General features: G+C 40.8%; 15 protein-coding genes. 8 read left to right on the top strand and 7 right to left on the bottom strand.

Annotated features, from left to right (window positions below):
• Positions 1 to 100 precede the first annotated feature (100 nt).
• Positions 101 to 1,426, top strand: a complete 1,326-nt coding sequence (locus tag FC85_RS03300) for a hypothetical protein (RefSeq protein ID WP_225427634.1) — start codon at positions 101 to 103, stop codon at positions 1,424 to 1,426.
• Between the two features lie 51 nt (positions 1,427 to 1,477).
• Positions 1,478 to 2,059, top strand: a complete 582-nt coding sequence (locus FC85_RS03295) for a TetR/AcrR family transcriptional regulator (RefSeq protein ID WP_057864139.1) — start codon at positions 1,478 to 1,480, stop codon at positions 2,057 to 2,059.
• A 167-nt stretch (positions 2,060 to 2,226) separates the two neighbouring features.
• On the opposite strand, the gene FC85_RS03290 is transcribed toward FC85_RS03295, so the two are convergent.
• Positions 2,227 to 2,433 (bottom strand): helix-turn-helix transcriptional regulator, encoded by a 207-nt coding sequence (locus tag FC85_RS03290; protein WP_057864138.1) that lies wholly within the window; start codon positions 2,431 to 2,433, stop codon positions 2,227 to 2,229.
• Between the two features lie 19 nt (positions 2,434 to 2,452).
• Entirely contained in the window at positions 2,453 to 2,944 is a 492-nt protein-coding gene (locus FC85_RS03285) for a hypothetical protein (RefSeq protein WP_057864137.1), read from the bottom strand.
• Between the two features lie 133 nt (positions 2,945 to 3,077).
• Here FC85_RS03285 and FC85_RS03280 point away from each other — a divergent pair, with 133 nt between their 5' ends.
• Positions 3,078 to 3,479 (top strand): hypothetical protein, encoded by a 402-nt coding sequence (locus FC85_RS03280; protein WP_057864136.1) that lies wholly within the window; start codon positions 3,078 to 3,080, stop codon positions 3,477 to 3,479.
• 82 nt (positions 3,480 to 3,561) lie between these two features.
• Here the strand turns inward: FC85_RS03280 and FC85_RS03275 are convergent, their stop codons facing one another.
• The 4 genes from FC85_RS03275 to FC85_RS03260 form a co-directional block, all read right to left on the bottom strand.
• Positions 3,562 to 6,384 carry a cation-translocating P-type ATPase gene (locus FC85_RS03275; RefSeq protein WP_057864135.1) on the bottom strand — a complete coding sequence of 941 codons (2,823 nt, stop codon included), beginning with the start codon at positions 6,382 to 6,384 and terminating at the stop codon, positions 3,562 to 3,564.
• 241 nt (positions 6,385 to 6,625) lie between these two features.
• Positions 6,626 to 7,312, bottom strand: coding sequence for a response regulator transcription factor (locus tag FC85_RS03270; protein WP_057864134.1), 687 nt, complete (start codon positions 7,310 to 7,312; stop codon positions 6,626 to 6,628).
• A 74-nt stretch (positions 7,313 to 7,386) separates the two neighbouring features.
• Positions 7,387 to 7,743 carry a hypothetical protein gene (locus tag FC85_RS03265; protein WP_057864133.1) on the bottom strand — a complete coding sequence of 119 codons (357 nt, stop codon included), beginning with the start codon at positions 7,741 to 7,743 and terminating at the stop codon, positions 7,387 to 7,389.
• 310 nt (positions 7,744 to 8,053) lie between these two features.
• The gene (locus FC85_RS03260; protein ID WP_057864132.1) at positions 8,054 to 8,665 is read right to left on the bottom strand and encodes a DedA family protein; all 612 of its coding nucleotides are present in this window, start codon (positions 8,663 to 8,665) and stop codon (positions 8,054 to 8,056) included.
• 164 nt (positions 8,666 to 8,829) lie between these two features.
• On the opposite strand from FC85_RS03260, the gene FC85_RS03255 reads away from it, so the two are divergent.
• From FC85_RS03255 to FC85_RS03240, 4 genes are all read left to right on the top strand, one after another.
• Positions 8,830 to 9,783 (top strand): aldo/keto reductase, encoded by a 954-nt coding sequence (locus FC85_RS03255; RefSeq protein WP_057864131.1) that lies wholly within the window; start codon positions 8,830 to 8,832, stop codon positions 9,781 to 9,783.
• Positions 9,784 to 10,316: 533 nt separating this feature from the next.
• The gene (locus tag FC85_RS03250) at positions 10,317 to 11,501 is read left to right on the top strand and encodes a D-alanyl-D-alanine carboxypeptidase family protein (RefSeq protein WP_057864130.1); all 1,185 of its coding nucleotides are present in this window, start codon (positions 10,317 to 10,319) and stop codon (positions 11,499 to 11,501) included.
• A 73-nt stretch (positions 11,502 to 11,574) separates the two neighbouring features.
• Complete coding sequence (locus FC85_RS03245) at positions 11,575 to 12,558, top strand: SGNH/GDSL hydrolase family protein (protein ID WP_057864129.1); 984 nt, start codon at positions 11,575 to 11,577, stop codon at positions 12,556 to 12,558.
• Between the two features lie 115 nt (positions 12,559 to 12,673).
• Positions 12,674 to 13,486, top strand: a complete 813-nt coding sequence (locus FC85_RS03240) for a DNA/RNA non-specific endonuclease (protein ID WP_057864128.1) — start codon at positions 12,674 to 12,676, stop codon at positions 13,484 to 13,486.
• Between the two features lie 81 nt (positions 13,487 to 13,567).
• On the opposite strand, the gene FC85_RS03235 is transcribed toward FC85_RS03240, so the two are convergent.
• Positions 13,568 to 14,314 (bottom strand): glucose 1-dehydrogenase, encoded by a 747-nt coding sequence (locus tag FC85_RS03235; RefSeq protein WP_057864127.1) that lies wholly within the window; start codon positions 14,312 to 14,314, stop codon positions 13,568 to 13,570.
• A 239-nt stretch (positions 14,315 to 14,553) separates the two neighbouring features.
• Here FC85_RS03235 and tenA point away from each other — a divergent pair, with 239 nt between their 5' ends.
• The gene (gene tenA / locus FC85_RS03230) at positions 14,554 to 15,216 is read left to right on the top strand and encodes a thiaminase II (protein WP_057864126.1); all 663 of its coding nucleotides are present in this window, start codon (positions 14,554 to 14,556) and stop codon (positions 15,214 to 15,216) included.
• Positions 15,217 to 15,267: the final 51 nt, after the last annotated feature.

The raw sequence follows: 15,267 nt of genomic DNA, 5'->3' as shown, positions 1-15,267 counted from the left end.
CAGTCCTTTTTTGATCAGTTAAATGCATGCAAGTACTTGCGTGCATTTAAAAACACTGCTATACTTCTGGCATTGAATAAAGAAAGTAGGCATGATCAAAATGAATCTAAAAAAATTTTTGACGAGTCGTGGGGTTATCTTAGCAACAATTGTTTCAATTTTATATGGTTGTTTAATTTTTACAATATACTTTACCGGGTATCAAGCAATGCCTAAACACGTTGATGAATTAACCGTAACGGTGGTTAATCGAAATAAGAATACCCAAACGTTAGCGAATCAAGTTGAAAAAGCACTGCCATTTAAACATATCAAGAAAGTATCCAGTCTATCAACAGCTAAAACACAATTACATCACAAGAAGTCAGCTATGATTATTGAAATTCCGAAAAACTTCAAATCAAAAATCACCAGTAATTCTCCAACTAATTTGAATTTTTATATTGATGAAGCCACCCCATATTCGCAAGTGAGTGCATTGAAAACAGTTTCTCAAAATATTGGCAATACTGTTAATCAACAAGTCATCATTGAAAAAGGAAAGGCGATGTTAGCAAAAGCACCAATGACGAGCTTGGAAAAAACAGCTCAAACCAAACAGGCTCAACTTCAAAATCAATTGCAGGCGAAAAAACAGCAGATTGTACAGGCACCCCGCGCTCAGCAGCCAAGACTGGAAGCACTCCTAAAGCAACAGGAATTGGCAGCAAAACAAAAGCTCGAAACGCAGGTTAATCAACAAGCCAGCGGGATTCGCAACCAAGTGTCCAATGCGTATCAAAATGTTGATCGCTCTGTCGGAACCAACTTTGTTCGAGTCCACCCGGTTAAGACTGGAATGAATCATGCACTGGCACCGTTTATTGCAAACATTGCCGTTTATCTTGGAACCTTAATTGGGGCGTTGCTCCTTTATGGTACGTATGCCAAGTTTGCACCAATAATTGGTCGGTTTAAATCATTCTCATTCTTGGAAATAGCAGCCGTCTTGTTAGCCATCATCGGGTCACTATTTACATCATGGAGCATTGCCGGCTTTATGGGGCTGGGAGGTTCACAGTTTATCAATCTGTGGCTGAATCACGGCTTGGAAATCTTCGCATCACTTAATTTCAATTTGATTTTAGTATTATTGCTGGGTCAAATTGGAACCGCCTTAAATATCTTCCTAACGATGATTCAAGTTGTTTCGGGTGCTGGAATGATCCCGTTAATAACGCTCAATTCGTTTTTCAAGGCAGCTCATTATGTGTCCCCAATGTTTTACAGCGTTCAATCAGACTTTAATATTATGTTTGGCGGTAATCAAACCGGTATGTATTGGGGGCAACTGATTCTTTTGTCATTTGGCATTTTGATACTGAATATCGTAATCGTTACCTTCAGAAAGCATCAGCCCATTCTTGATTTTCATCAATTAAGTTAATCGGATATAATGGGCTTAACAAGTCGATTTTGAAAGGTAAGGTTGCTGATAATGGCCCAAAAATTAACAACGGATGAAAAAATTCTGAATGCTTTTTCCAAACTGCTTGAGGAAAATGGTTACACGGAAACAACCACAAAGAAGATTGCGCAAGCTGCTGGCGTCAACGAGAGTACCTTATTTCGTCACTTTAAGGATAAAGAACAACTTGTTAAGGAGCTGGTGCAAAAATATATGAGCGATATTGATACAGCCAACGCGGGATTCATCGCAAGCGGTGATATTGTGAGTGACCTGATGCAGGTTGCCGAGATATACAATCAATTCGTTGAAACCCATAAAGCGCTATTTTTAATTGGGATGCGGGATTCGTTTCAGTTCCCAAAATTAAAAGAAATGATCATTCAATTACCAATGAAGCTCAAGAAAATATTGATATCCCGAATGACAGAGATGAAGCGCTCGGGAGAAATCAACGAGCTGGTTAACGTCGACATTACTGCTGCGAATTATATTACTTTGATTTTAGGTCATGCGCTGATTCAAAACATTTATACTGGCACAGGATTGGATATTTCTCAAACCGATTTTGTCCAGAAAAATGTTCGCAACTTTGCGGAATATTTAAAGTAATCATTTAGACAATCTAATAACGAGACACCAAAAAGCAGAAACCCTTTGACACGGTTTCTGCTTTTTAATTGTTAACGTTTAATCAGTTATATTCAAAGGACATTCTCCAACCTTCTAAGCAACTAGCCGCAATAATTCAATCAAACAATGCTGCATTTGCCAACAGGCTAATCATCAAACGAATTAGGATTAAACAATGCATCAAGTCCAGTAAAAAGTACGGCCGCAATTTTTAAGCAGGCTTTTAAAGATGGATTATATTTACCACTTTCAATTAACCCAATCGTTTGACGGGTTAGCCCTGTTTGTCGGGCTAAATCGATCTGGGTTAATCCGCGCTGTTTTCGATATTGCTTAACACGGTTTTCTATCATAACCAATAACCCATTTCAATTAATATTCTTTAACCACTTTATGTTTAGCGTAAAAGTACATGCAAACACCCCAAACAAGGCCACAGGTAATCGCATCCAATACATTAAAGAAATAATTTTCCTTATCATGTAGTAGCCAAGTGTATCCGTACGTCATCACTAATGACATAACTACGGAAAAATTGACAACACTCAACCCGACTTGCCATTTTATATGGGTAATTAATCGACGATAATCCGTTTCTGAATAAACCTCAGTTTGATCGGAACCGCTTTTTCTTAATCGGTACATCACAAACATTGCTGGGATGATGACAATTCCAGCAATCAAAATTGTTCTGATATTTAAATTACCAGTGTATAGATCCCATCCAAATGAAATAATTAATGCAATACAACCAACAAGATATGTCACAATATATCCTTGCAAGCCAATGCTCGATATCGCTTTCTGCTGGGCCTCATCTCGTGCACCAGATAATCCCAAAATCCATTTTTCCAGCAAATTCATGTTGCCATCTCCTTACTTTCCTTGTTGATCCAAGTGACTTCTACGTGTATTCTAAAGTTAATGACCTTGTTTTTGTCTCGAATGCAATATATATATTGCATTTAGTTTAAAAGAGAATTGGAGAGATGTCAAATTGAAAATTAGATTATTTATTTCAAAAAGTTCACCCTATGTTTTAGGAACCATTTTGTTAATTATCGCCACAAACATCATTTTTAATAATCGATTCTTTTATATTGTGTCAGTGATTGCTCTTATCATATCAGGAACATATGGCTATTTATTAAAGCAGCTGATCCAAAGAACACCCCAAGGCCATAATATCTCTAAACTTCAAAAAGAATTTTACTCGTATCTTGGCACCGGCATCTTTGAACTCTTCATGACGACTGGTCCCATCGGTGGTGTTTTTATCATATCCAACAGCAATTTCACAACAAACTCAGCTTTAATTTACAAGTTAATCGCCTTTCTTCTTTCCGCTATAGTTGCCGGATTGATATACGTTTATCAAATATCTAAAACAACAAAATAGGCATTTAACGACATAAAAATAAGCTGTTAGTAAAAATCTAATCAACTAACAACTCAATTTATAATTATGATTCAAATATTACTTACTCTTCTTCAGCAACATCCCAATCACGCCGTTGTCGACCGCCCCTCTTGACTAATTTCTTAATTCCCGACAAGACAAACGTTGGAATTGCCGAAATCACGATAATCCCAGCATATAACCCCATCGATAACGATGCCGTTCCCATAACGTGATTAAAAAACGGAATTAACGTTACCAAAATTGAAGACGTTGCCGCAAACCCAACCGCTAGTGTCAATCGTGAGTTGCTAAATGGGTTCCGATCAAAAAGTGTGTTGGCACTTCGCGCATCGTAGACATGCCACAACTGACCAAAAACTAAGGTTAGAAAGGCAATCGTCTGACTTTGGGCAACACTAAAGCCTTGCGATGCTGCCCAAACAAAGGCAACAAAGACTAACCCGCCCATCACGCCGCCACGAACCAAGACGCGCCTCAGCATCCCATTTGCCAAAATTGACTGCTGCGTATTTCGTGGTTGCTGTTTCATGAGATCAGATTCTGGTCGATCATATCCCAACGCAAATGATGGTAGTGAGTCGCTAATCATGTTTACCCAAAGCACCATCAGGGCTGTTAATGTTGGCGTCACCGCCGTTACTTGCTCGATTGGTGCCGTAATCAAGAAAACGCCCAGCAGTAATGAGAGAACTTCAGCGACATTGGTGGTCAGCTCATGACGCATGAAATTTAAAATATTTGAAAAAATGGTTCGCCCAGATTCTACCGATTTCTCAATCGTTGTAAATTTATCATCCAGTAAAATCAAATTGGCGGCGTCTTTAGTTACCTCGGTGCCGTTAATTCCCATGGCGATCCCAATATCAGCTGCTTTCAATGCTGGTGCATCGTTAATGCCATCACCAGTCATTGCAACAACCTGCTTGTGTTTTTGCAGTTGTTTCACAATTCGTTGCTTATGTTCAGGCGTTACCCGGGCATAGACATTGGTATCCATAACGACTTTTGCCAAGTCTTCATCGCTCATCTTTTCTAAGGTTCGCCCGACAATTACCCGGGCATTATCCGATTGAATAATCCCAAGCTGCTTGGCAATCGCTTTGGCAGTCACGTCATGGTCACCAGTGATCATCACAACGTTCACTGAGGCGGCCGTTAACTTCTTAATTGACGCTTTGACTTCTTCACGCGGCGGGTCAATAATACCAACTACTCCAAGAAAACATAGCTCGCGTTCCAGCTCTTCACTGGTTGCCTCTAAAGCTTGTTTTTCAGTAACTTCTCTTTGGGTAATGGCAATCGTTCGTAATGCATCACCGGCAAAATCCAAGATGGTTTGATCAATATGATCTTGAGCGTTACTAATATCAGCTACATGGCCGCCAAGCAACACGTGTGTGGTTCTCAAGGCAACCACATCCGGCGCACCCTTTGTCAAACTATAATATTTGTCATCTTCCTTAATGACCACCGTCATCATTTTTCGGGTACTGTCAAACGGGATGACTCGAATAATATCAATGTCGTGGTCCCCAGACTTCTCGAGTAAGGCATCACGCTTAACTCCCTGTTTAGCTGCCAAGACAACTAAAGAAACATCAGTTGGATTCCCAAATGGCCGCCAATTTTGTTGATCATCCGGTTTAATTTCGGCTTCATTATTTAACACTGCTACTTCTAAGAAACGTTGATAATCATCAGGTTGACCCGGTTTGCCATCTGTTCCTAAAAAGTCACCAACTGGTGTATACCCATTTCCTTCAACCCGATAATTCTCACCATTTGCCAGAAATCGGGTGACCGTCATTTCATTTTTCGTCAACGTTCCCGTCTTGTCAGAAGCAATATACGTCGTTGCGCCAAGAGTTTCGACACTGCTTAGCGATTTAACCAATCCCTTACTATCAGCCAGCATCTTGGCCCCAATTGTTAAAACAATCGAGAGGACAACCGGCATTGCGTCTGGAATTGAAGCCACCGCAATGGCAATGGCTGTCGAAGAAATGCCGGCAAGACTATCAATTGCGATTGCACCGGTTTCAATCAACTGTTTCACTAAATCGTAACCGATTGTCAATAAAATGATCCCTGCAGCAATTATCAGCAACTTTTTACTTAAACTATGGACTGATTTTTCAATCGGTGTCTTTTGATCATCGATCCCCTGCATGAGACCAGAAATTTTACCAAGTTCAGTTTGCATGCCGGTTGCAACCACAACGCCAATCCCGTTACCATTAACGACCATCGACCCGGAAAAGCCCATATTGGTTTGATCACCAAGTTCAGTGTCAGCCGCCAGTGGATCAACTGTTTTGGTAATTGCATCAGATTCCCCAGTTAGATGTGACTCGTTGATTTGAAGTTCAGAAGCCTTCAGCCACCGCAGATCGCCCTCAATAAAGTCGCCTGCTTTAACACTGACGATGTCGCCAGGAACCAACTTAGTGGCAGCTAAGGATTTCCAAGTTTGACCACGCAAGACCGTCATATGATGTTGGCGTAAATTGGCCAAAGCATCCAGTGACTTTTGCGCTGAGCGAGTCTGATAAAACGTCAGACCACCGTTAATCGCCACAATCAATAGGATCGCCACTGCCTCATAAACCGACGCCATGGCGTGTTGGCGATCACCAGTCACATTAAAATCATACAAAGCACTTGCTAAAGCCAGTGTTGTTGCAATCAGCAAGACGATGATGAGTGGTTCTTTAAAACTTTTTAGAAACATCCGCCATGCGGGCTCACGTTCTGTTTGTTGCAATTGATTTGGTCCATATCGTTCCAGACGGGTAGTTGCCTGTTGGTCACTTAATCCAGTAAGTCGACTCGTCTCAAGTCTCTCAAGAATGACTTCCGCCGTTTGATTGACCCATTTCATTTATTTCCTCCTTATCGTTTAAATCATCCTGTCCTTATAGTTGTGCTTATAATTATAACAAAACAGGAAGCTTAATGTGTGAACAAAGTATGAAATGGTTATGCATAAAATGTGATTAATGGAAACATCTAAACATTTTTTCAGCATCAAATTCTCATTCAAAATCAGTCATCAGTTAACATTCCCTATAAAAGCTAAAGACCCAATAAATATCTTAAAACCGGTTAATCAAAACGTTGAATTAGTTTTCTTGAACATCTCCCAAGAAATAACCATCCCCTTTTTTGGTTATCAAAAAGTGATCTAACTTAATGGCAGCCACTTTTCTTCGCAACCTGACCAAAGCCGCTTGCAAGGCATTCTCGTCGACAAACCGATCATTATTCCAAAGTGCGGTCATTAAAATCCTTTTTGAAACAACTTGTCCTTGATTCTCGAATAGGGTCTGTAAAATAATTGTTTCATGCGCAGTCAAATTCATTTTGGCATCACCCAATGCGACAGTATCATGGGTTAAATCCAAGTGATAACCATTGAATTGACGATAGCTGCTTGCCTGATCAAATCGATAGGTTCGTCGAAGCCAAGATTGAATTTTACTATTTAGAACATCTAGGTCAAATGGCTTTTCAATAAAGTCATCAGCTCCAGTACTAATTGCAGCAACTGTATTTAACTTTTCTTCTGCAGATGAGACAAAAATAATTGGCACTGTTGAATATTCACGGAGTCTTTGCGTCCAATAATAACCGTCATAAACCGGCAAATAAAGATCCATCAAAATAATGTCAGGATTAACAGAATGAGCTTCCTTAATAATATTATTGAAGTCATCGGCAATATAGCACTTCAACCCCCGTTTATTCAGACCAAATTGCATTTGCTCAGCAATGATTCGATTATCTTCAATAATTAATACTTTATTCATCTCAACGCCCCCATTGCTACTTATTCTCAATCACTCTAAATAATGTCTATTTTACCAAAAAGGAAACTAAAATTTTAAGAGAACTGCGGCTTCATAAGGATTAGCAGATACCCGCCACTGTTGAGTATGCCCAACATTCCAAGTAGAATGCTGAGGATCTGTAGTCCCCCAGATAGAACCAGTAATGCGATACCAATCATCATCAGATAAACAAGCAAACTAATTCCCTGATAGAGATTTGCCAATAATCCGCTTTTAGTTATTAATGAGAATCCAATAACAACAATACCGACTAGAAAACACGTCAAAACTGCAAGCCACATCCCCGGTTTTCCAATCGTATTCTTTCCTAGAATTGGATAAGCCGCAATAATGATAACAATTCCAACGCTAAAAGATACATTCATAATCAATGATAAAGTTCTTTTCAACACATTGCTCATCCTTTCTTGGTCGAGAACCAAAGATCCCCGAGTTTTTATCATGATGATCAATAAATGCTAACATCAGCCAATTGATCACAATTTAACTAACTTCACTCTTTAGCTTAGCGCCTTTTATTCTTTTAAATCTGATATTTTGTCGATCAATCTGACAATTTTGTCAGAAAGCCCGATTTATTAAAAAGATGTGCCACGACCGTAAAAAAAGCCCCATAATCATTAGACTTCTTGTCTAGTAATTGTGGGACACTTCAACTCTGTCTTAGCTAAGTTGGATAATGAAGCAGAAACCATCTTATCAGTTCCGTTTATTTTTAAACTTGACATAAAGCAAACAAGCCACGATCACAATGACAACAACTAAAATTACAATTAACCACTGATCGACCATTGCCAACATCTGCGACCACGCCCGCCCCGCAAAATGGCCAATTAGAATTAAAACTGTGTTCCACACGAAGGTCCCTAAAATCGTTAGCCCGCTAAATCGGTGAAACGGGTAGCTGGTCATCCCCGCCGGAATCGAAATCAAACTTCTAACCACCGGAATACAACGGCCAATTAAAATTGCGGCCGCACCATGTTGATTAAAATAGCGGCTGGCTTTTTCAATATCTGAAGCTTTTAATCTGAGAATTCTTCCCAGTCGTCCCGAAACTAATTTTTCAAGTTGGGTCACACTCAGCAGCCGACCGACCCCATACAGCGCAACTGCACCAATAAAAGCCCCAATTGTTGCCGCGATAATTGCACCAAAGATTGTTAATTTGCTGGTTAAAGTCAAATAGCCGGTAAATACCAGTACCAGTTCTGAAGGAATCGGTGGAAAAATATTTTCAAATGCAATTAAAAAGGCAATTCCTAAATAACCATACTGATTAATCAATTCAGTAATTGTCGTTTCGCTCAATTGGGTTCCTCATTTCTTCACGATTAAGTCAGATCGTCTTATTCTTAGCCAAAGTATATCATATGCGAATTAATGATTGAATTTTCCGAGGAATCCTTTTCAAATCATTCTCACCAAGTTCTGTATTATAATGGAAGTTAATAACAAAGGAGGTTCCTTACTTTATGAAGACAATCAAGATCGGTAACACCAACTTCGAAGCATCTCAAGTCGCCCTTGGCATTATGCGAATGGGTGATCTTAGCACTGAAGATGCGGCCAAAGCGCTTGAAGCCGCTGTTGACGCGGGGATCAACTACATTGATTCCGCTGACATTTATCAAGGTGGTAACTCAGAAACCAAGTTCAAAGAAGCCTTGAAAGCTTCCGGTATTTCTCGAGATAAATTGTTCATTCAATCAAAGGGTGGTATTATCCTTGACCCTAAACGCAGTCATGATGGCCTCGTTTTTGGTGCCCGATACGATTTTTCAAAGCAGCATTTAATTGATTCGGTTGACGGAATTCTGGAACGAATGGGAATTGATTATCTCGATTCGTTCTTACTTCATCGACCAGATCCTTTAATGGAAGAAGCTGACATTGCCGATGCGTTTGATACCCTGCAACGTGAAGGTAAAGTTCGCCACTTCGGTGTGTCAAACTTCAACCCACAACAAGTTGAAATGGTTCAATCATGGATTAACCAACGACTGCTCATCAACCAACTGCAATTTAACGTGGTTCATTCAGGCATGATCCGTGGTGGTCTCCATGTCAATATGATTGATGATGCCTCAGTTGATCATGATGGTGGTATCTTGGAATATGCTCGCCGAAAACACATGACAATCCAAGCTTGGTCACCATTTAACTACGGGTTATTTGCCGGCATGTACATCAACGATCCAAAATATCCGGAACTTAACAAAAAACTAGAAGAGCTGGGAACGAAGTACCATGCTTCAAAGAACGCCATTGCGACAGCGTGGATTTTAAGACATCCAGCCAAGGTCCAAGTTCTGTTGGGAACGATGAATCCTGAGCATATTAAGGACAGTGCCGCTGGTGCGGATATCAACCTGACTAAACAGGAATGGTATGATCTTTACTTCTCTGCTGGAAATGATTTGCCTTAAAAACCAGAGTGGTCCAACAGGCGGTTAGCCCCCAGAATATAAATAGGCCCAATCAATATTCCCAAGTTCAGGAATATTGATTGGGCCTATTTATATTCTGGGGGCTGCCTGTTTGACCACGTTTCAGCTAAATAAAAAGTCCAAAGAAATATTCCCGATTTTGGAATATCAAGGTTAGGGGCCGGCTACCTAGACGAAACGTGGAATCAGAAGCAGACCCCGGCCATATAAGCAAACTAAACCCATATTCCAAATTCAGGAATATGGGTTTAGGGGCTGGCTACCTAGACGAAACGTGGACCAGCAAGCAGACCCCGGCCATATAAGCCCCCTAACTTGATTTTCCAAAATCGGGAATATCAAGTTAGGGGGGCTTATATTCTGGGGTCTAACCGCTTGCTGGCCCACTCTGTATTCCTTAATCATCTTGTAAACTAAATGACCATCATAGTAATCTCAGTGTAACCTTTTAGCGGTAGGATAGACTGCATGAGTCATTATTCGAAACAATATCAAAATTAAGGAGCTAAATTATGAAAGTCATGGGTCAACATCGATTATTATACTTAATGGGAATCGCCGTCACGTTTGGCATCGGCGGCTTGATTGGTCATCAGCCAATCAACGCCAACGCGGCCGGTTATCGGGTTGTCAAGACAACCAAGGTTAAACCGACAGCGTATCATCGGGCGTCATCAAAAGGTGCCATTTTTAATCTTCATCATACTAAAAAATTGCATGCCTTAAAAAAGTTTCCACACACAACTTGGTACACAACCAAGAAGGTTACGCTAAAACACGGTAAGACCAAGTCAATCTACTATAAGGTTAAAAATAAGACCAACAACGTTAAAGGGTACGTTTGGCATCGCTATTTGAAAAAAGGTAAAGCACCGTTTGGCTTGAAATATGCTAAAGCGGCGGTCGCAATGGATGCTAAAACCGGTAAAATTCTCTGGCACAAAAACATGAACACCCCAAGAGCAATCGCATCCGTTTCAAAATTAATGACGTTATACTTGGTCAATCAAAAAGTGACTAACACGTCCGCTACTTGGAAAAGTAAAGTGACGACTTCTTATTCAGGATTAAAATCACTTGGCCGATCCGCCGTTTACGGCAATTTTAAATTTACCAAGAATCATTATACGGTTAAACAATTATATGAGGCTGCTCTAATTGACTCTTCAAATAGCGCTGCAATCGCACTGGGTCAGTGGGTGGCTGGTGGGGCCACACCAAAGTACAATCGTAAATTTGTTAAATTAATGAACAAACAGGCCAAAGCTTGGAAACTGAGCAAAGCAACCTTTGTCACCGCTAATGGTATGGAGCAAAACGCCCTCAGAGGTTATGGATATTCAACCCCTGGCGGCAATGCCAATCGAGTTTCAGCTAAAGACGTCGCTTTAATTGCCAAACATCTGATTGCTGATCACCCCAGCGTTTTAACTTACGCCAAAATTGGTTCATTAAAGGTCGCGGGTCAACGGTGCTACAACTATAACAACCTGTTGCCGGGCCGCAAATATTACCAGTCCTCATTAAAAGTAGACGGTTTAAAGACCGGCTTCACTGATCTAGCCGGTTATTGTTTCGTCGGAACCGGCAAGAAGTCCGGCCACAATCGCATTATCACGGTTGTTCTGCATGATGCAAACGAATTTACCGAAACCCGTTCGTTGATGAATCATGTTTACAAAAATAACTTAATTTAAGGTTCAACACACATTAAATCATCTAATACCGATGTCTATCCGGTTAATTACTTTTTAAAGAAGGCCATTTTTAATGAAAGCTAATTTTAATCATCAAATTAAGTTACTGCTACTTTTGGCGCTTAGCTTTTTTGCAGTTCAATTCAGTCAGACGATAACCGGTAATGCCGCTAAAGTTGATCCAATGTACCGAATCGCTACCACAAAGAGCGTCAGCTTACGAATGAAGGCTGTCAATTATAAAACTAAAACGGCTTTCTGGAATCATCCTTACCGGTCTAATAAAGCTTCTAAAAAGACACATTGGCTGCGCAATTACTCGTCCCGATCGTTACTGGCAACGAAACAGGCAACCCTCAAAAACGGTCTGCAGTATTATTACGTGAAGGTTGCCCGCAAACCTTCCGTAGCCGGTTGGATTTACGCCAAAAACCTCACCCAAATGACAATGGTTAGTCTAGGTGACTCAATTACCAAAGGTTGGACCGGCTCAAGTTACGCGACCGCTCCTTATCCTCAACAAGTCGGCAGCCAACTGATGGTCAAGGATACCAACCTTGGTGAAAATAACGGTAAAGTTGTGGGTGATACCGATTTGGATTTAACTCAGATAGTAAGCCAAACTGATTTCAGTCATTATGACATCGCAACAATTGCTTATGGCGTTAATGATTATTTTCATTCATCCCTTGATGACGTTAAACAAGTTCTCGATGAGCAAATTAAAGCCATCAAGGCAAAATATCCTTCATTACAATTGTTTGGTATTCTGCCACTTGACTGCTATGTCACATCCTTTGGCACCGATCAGGAAACAGATGCTTACAATACAACCGGCTATCATGACTACACATTAGGTGAATTATGCACCGCAGAAGCCCAAGTTTATGCTCAAAACGGTGTTAAATATCTGGACTGGCGGACTGAAGCTCCTGATATTGTCCCAGCAACAATTAACAACACCATTTTTGGTGATAATTTATTACATCCAACCCAAGCGACATACGACAAAATCAGTACCGTGATTAGTGCATTTTTGGAGGAGAATGTCAAATAAACAGAGTGGCAATCATCCCAGCGATCTCCCTTCTTTCTTTCCCAAACCGCTTTCGTAATCTAGTTATTTCTGGTATCTTTGATAGCGGACACTACTAACGATTAGAGGGAAAAACATGAGCAAGCGAAGACGAAAAAAGCAGACCCGTTCATTGCAGGGCATTATCATTGCCCTGATTGTTATCGTCGGTGGCTGGTTGATTAGCGGCGGCCAACCCAGTGATATCAGTAACTTCATTCAAAACATTTCGCAAAATACGCTTAATCATACGAAAAACGTCAGTTCCAATGACGAACTTGCTAAACTGAATTATCATTCCGGTGATCAATCCTTTATTTATGTGAATCACAACAAAGCCAATCTCGATCCCGCCAAATGGAAAATAAATGAGGTCCGTTACGCTAATTTGGATAGTCTGAATCGGACCAGCCGTGGTAATTTGGCTTATTTGGAATCTCGTAACCTTGCTTCAGATGAAAACCGCGTGCGCCAATATGTTGAGCCGACCGCTTGGCATCAAAAGTTTGTCGACCGCCAGCCAATTATCAATCGTGGTCATTTGATTGCCTACTCCATTTCAAAGGGGATCAGTTCAGATGGTCGCTACAATCCACGTGATTCATCCGGTGATCAAAACAATCCCAAAAACTTATTCACCCAAACCGCCTTTTCAAATCAACGGGTCCAAACCATTTACGAACAAAAGATCCGCGATTCATTAAAAGCCGGCAAACGCGTCATCTTTTATTCCAAGCCTATTTTTCGGGATAACGAATTAATGGCTCGGGGGATTCATCTGGAGGCCTTGAGCACTGATAAATCGTTAAACTTTAACGTTTACCTATTCAACGTTCAACCAAATGTAAAATTTGACTATGCGACTGGTCGGTCAACGATTGATCGAAGTATGAAAGTGCCGGAACCGTAATTCTCTGGTTTAAAAATCAAAAATGCTTCTTAACGATTAAATCGACAATCGTTAGGAAGCATTTTTAGCGTTAACATGAAACTATGCCCGTTGTGCACCATCAATAACAAATTCGGCGCCATTGGCAAACTTCGATTCATCGCTGCCAAGATAGATACAAATTTCACCGATATCAACCGGTTCACCCATATGGCCAACAGGAATGGTCGACACAATTTGCTTCTCATATTCTTTGGGCACAATATCAGTCGCAATCCAGCCGGGATGGACACTATTAACTCGGATATCAACTTTCTGTTGTGCAAGTGACAGCGCCGTTGCATGAGTTAATAATCGAGTACCACCCTTACTTGCCGAGTATGCCGGGCTCAGTGGCAACCCAACCAAACCGGCAACTGATGAGATGTTAATAATTGATCCCTTAGCGTTACTGTATTTTTTCATTGCTTGAATTGCATATTTTTCGCCTAAAAAGTTGCCGGTTAAATTGATATCAATCGTTTGCTGCCAATCCTTTAAGCTTAAACTTTCAACTGGTCCGTTGACACCACCAACCCCTGCGTTGTTAACAAGGATATCCAGCTTGCCAAACTTATCAATTGTCTTCTGGATCGTGTCTTGCCAATCACCTTCATCGGCTACATTCATTTGGACAAATAACGATTTATCGTCACCAAACTTTTCAACGGCCTTCTTACCACCATCAACGTTATGATTAGCCGTTAAAACAACCTTGGCGCCTTCACGAATATAACATTCAGCGATTCCTAAACCAATACCGGCAACACCACCAGTAATAAGCGCAACTTTATCTTTTAAACGATCCATACTAAATTCCTCCTTGTCGCATAACATTTCAACCAAACTAAGGTTCCACATTTATGATATCGGTTACACTGGCAGATCGCAACAATTTGATCGGCTGTTCACAATTAAGTTCTGTTTGCCTTTTCTCAATGACACTGGCCATTACTAATCTCATCCATTTAATGGAACACGCCATTCAAAACATGCTAAAATACTACTAGTCAATCATCTAAACCAAACGCTTTGAAGGAGATATCATCATGCCCGAAATTACGCAATCCATGCATCAATTAGCAGAACCCCTTTGGCAGGAAAGCTTTAATCACCCATTTATTAAGGAATTAGCTGCCGGTAACCTGCCGACTGATACCTTTCGTTATTACCTCAAACAAGATCGTTACTATCTCCAAAACTTCGGTGATCTTCACAAACAAATCGCCGATCACATTTCAAGCCCTAAAATTAAGGAGTTCCTCTATGCGGGTGCCGAGGGACTGCACGATGACGAAGCTGATGTCCGCAAAACATTCTTCCAGGAATTAGCGATTACCCCGGCTGAAATTGAAGCAACACCAATCGCGCCCAACGCTTACAGCTACGTTTCCCACATGTACCATGAACTTCATGAGGGTTCACCTGCCCGAGCCGCGGCAGCGTTGTTACCTTGCTACTGGTTGTACAATGAAATCGGCAAAAAGCTGATTAAAAATGGCTCGCCGGTTAAAATCTACCAACAATTTATTGATACTTATGACAGCGATGGCTTTACCGATGCCACCAACGAAATGATTAAAATCGTTGATGAACTCGGCGCTGCGGCAAATTCTGATGAACAAAAGGGCATGAAGACAGCATTTGTTCGCAGTAGTTGGTTCGAACTCCATTTCTGGGGCATGGCATACGAACATCAACAATGGGCATAATTTTTCCGCATTGTCTCATTTAATTAATAACCGCGAGCAGGGGCTTGGACA

The organism is Lentilactobacillus diolivorans DSM 14421 (assembly GCF_001434255.1).
GTDB classification, from domain to species: Bacteria; Bacillota; Bacilli; order Lactobacillales; family Lactobacillaceae; genus Lentilactobacillus; species Lentilactobacillus diolivorans.
The sequence above is the reverse complement of the archived record's forward strand: the minus strand, read 5'-3'. Positions and strand labels throughout refer to the sequence as shown.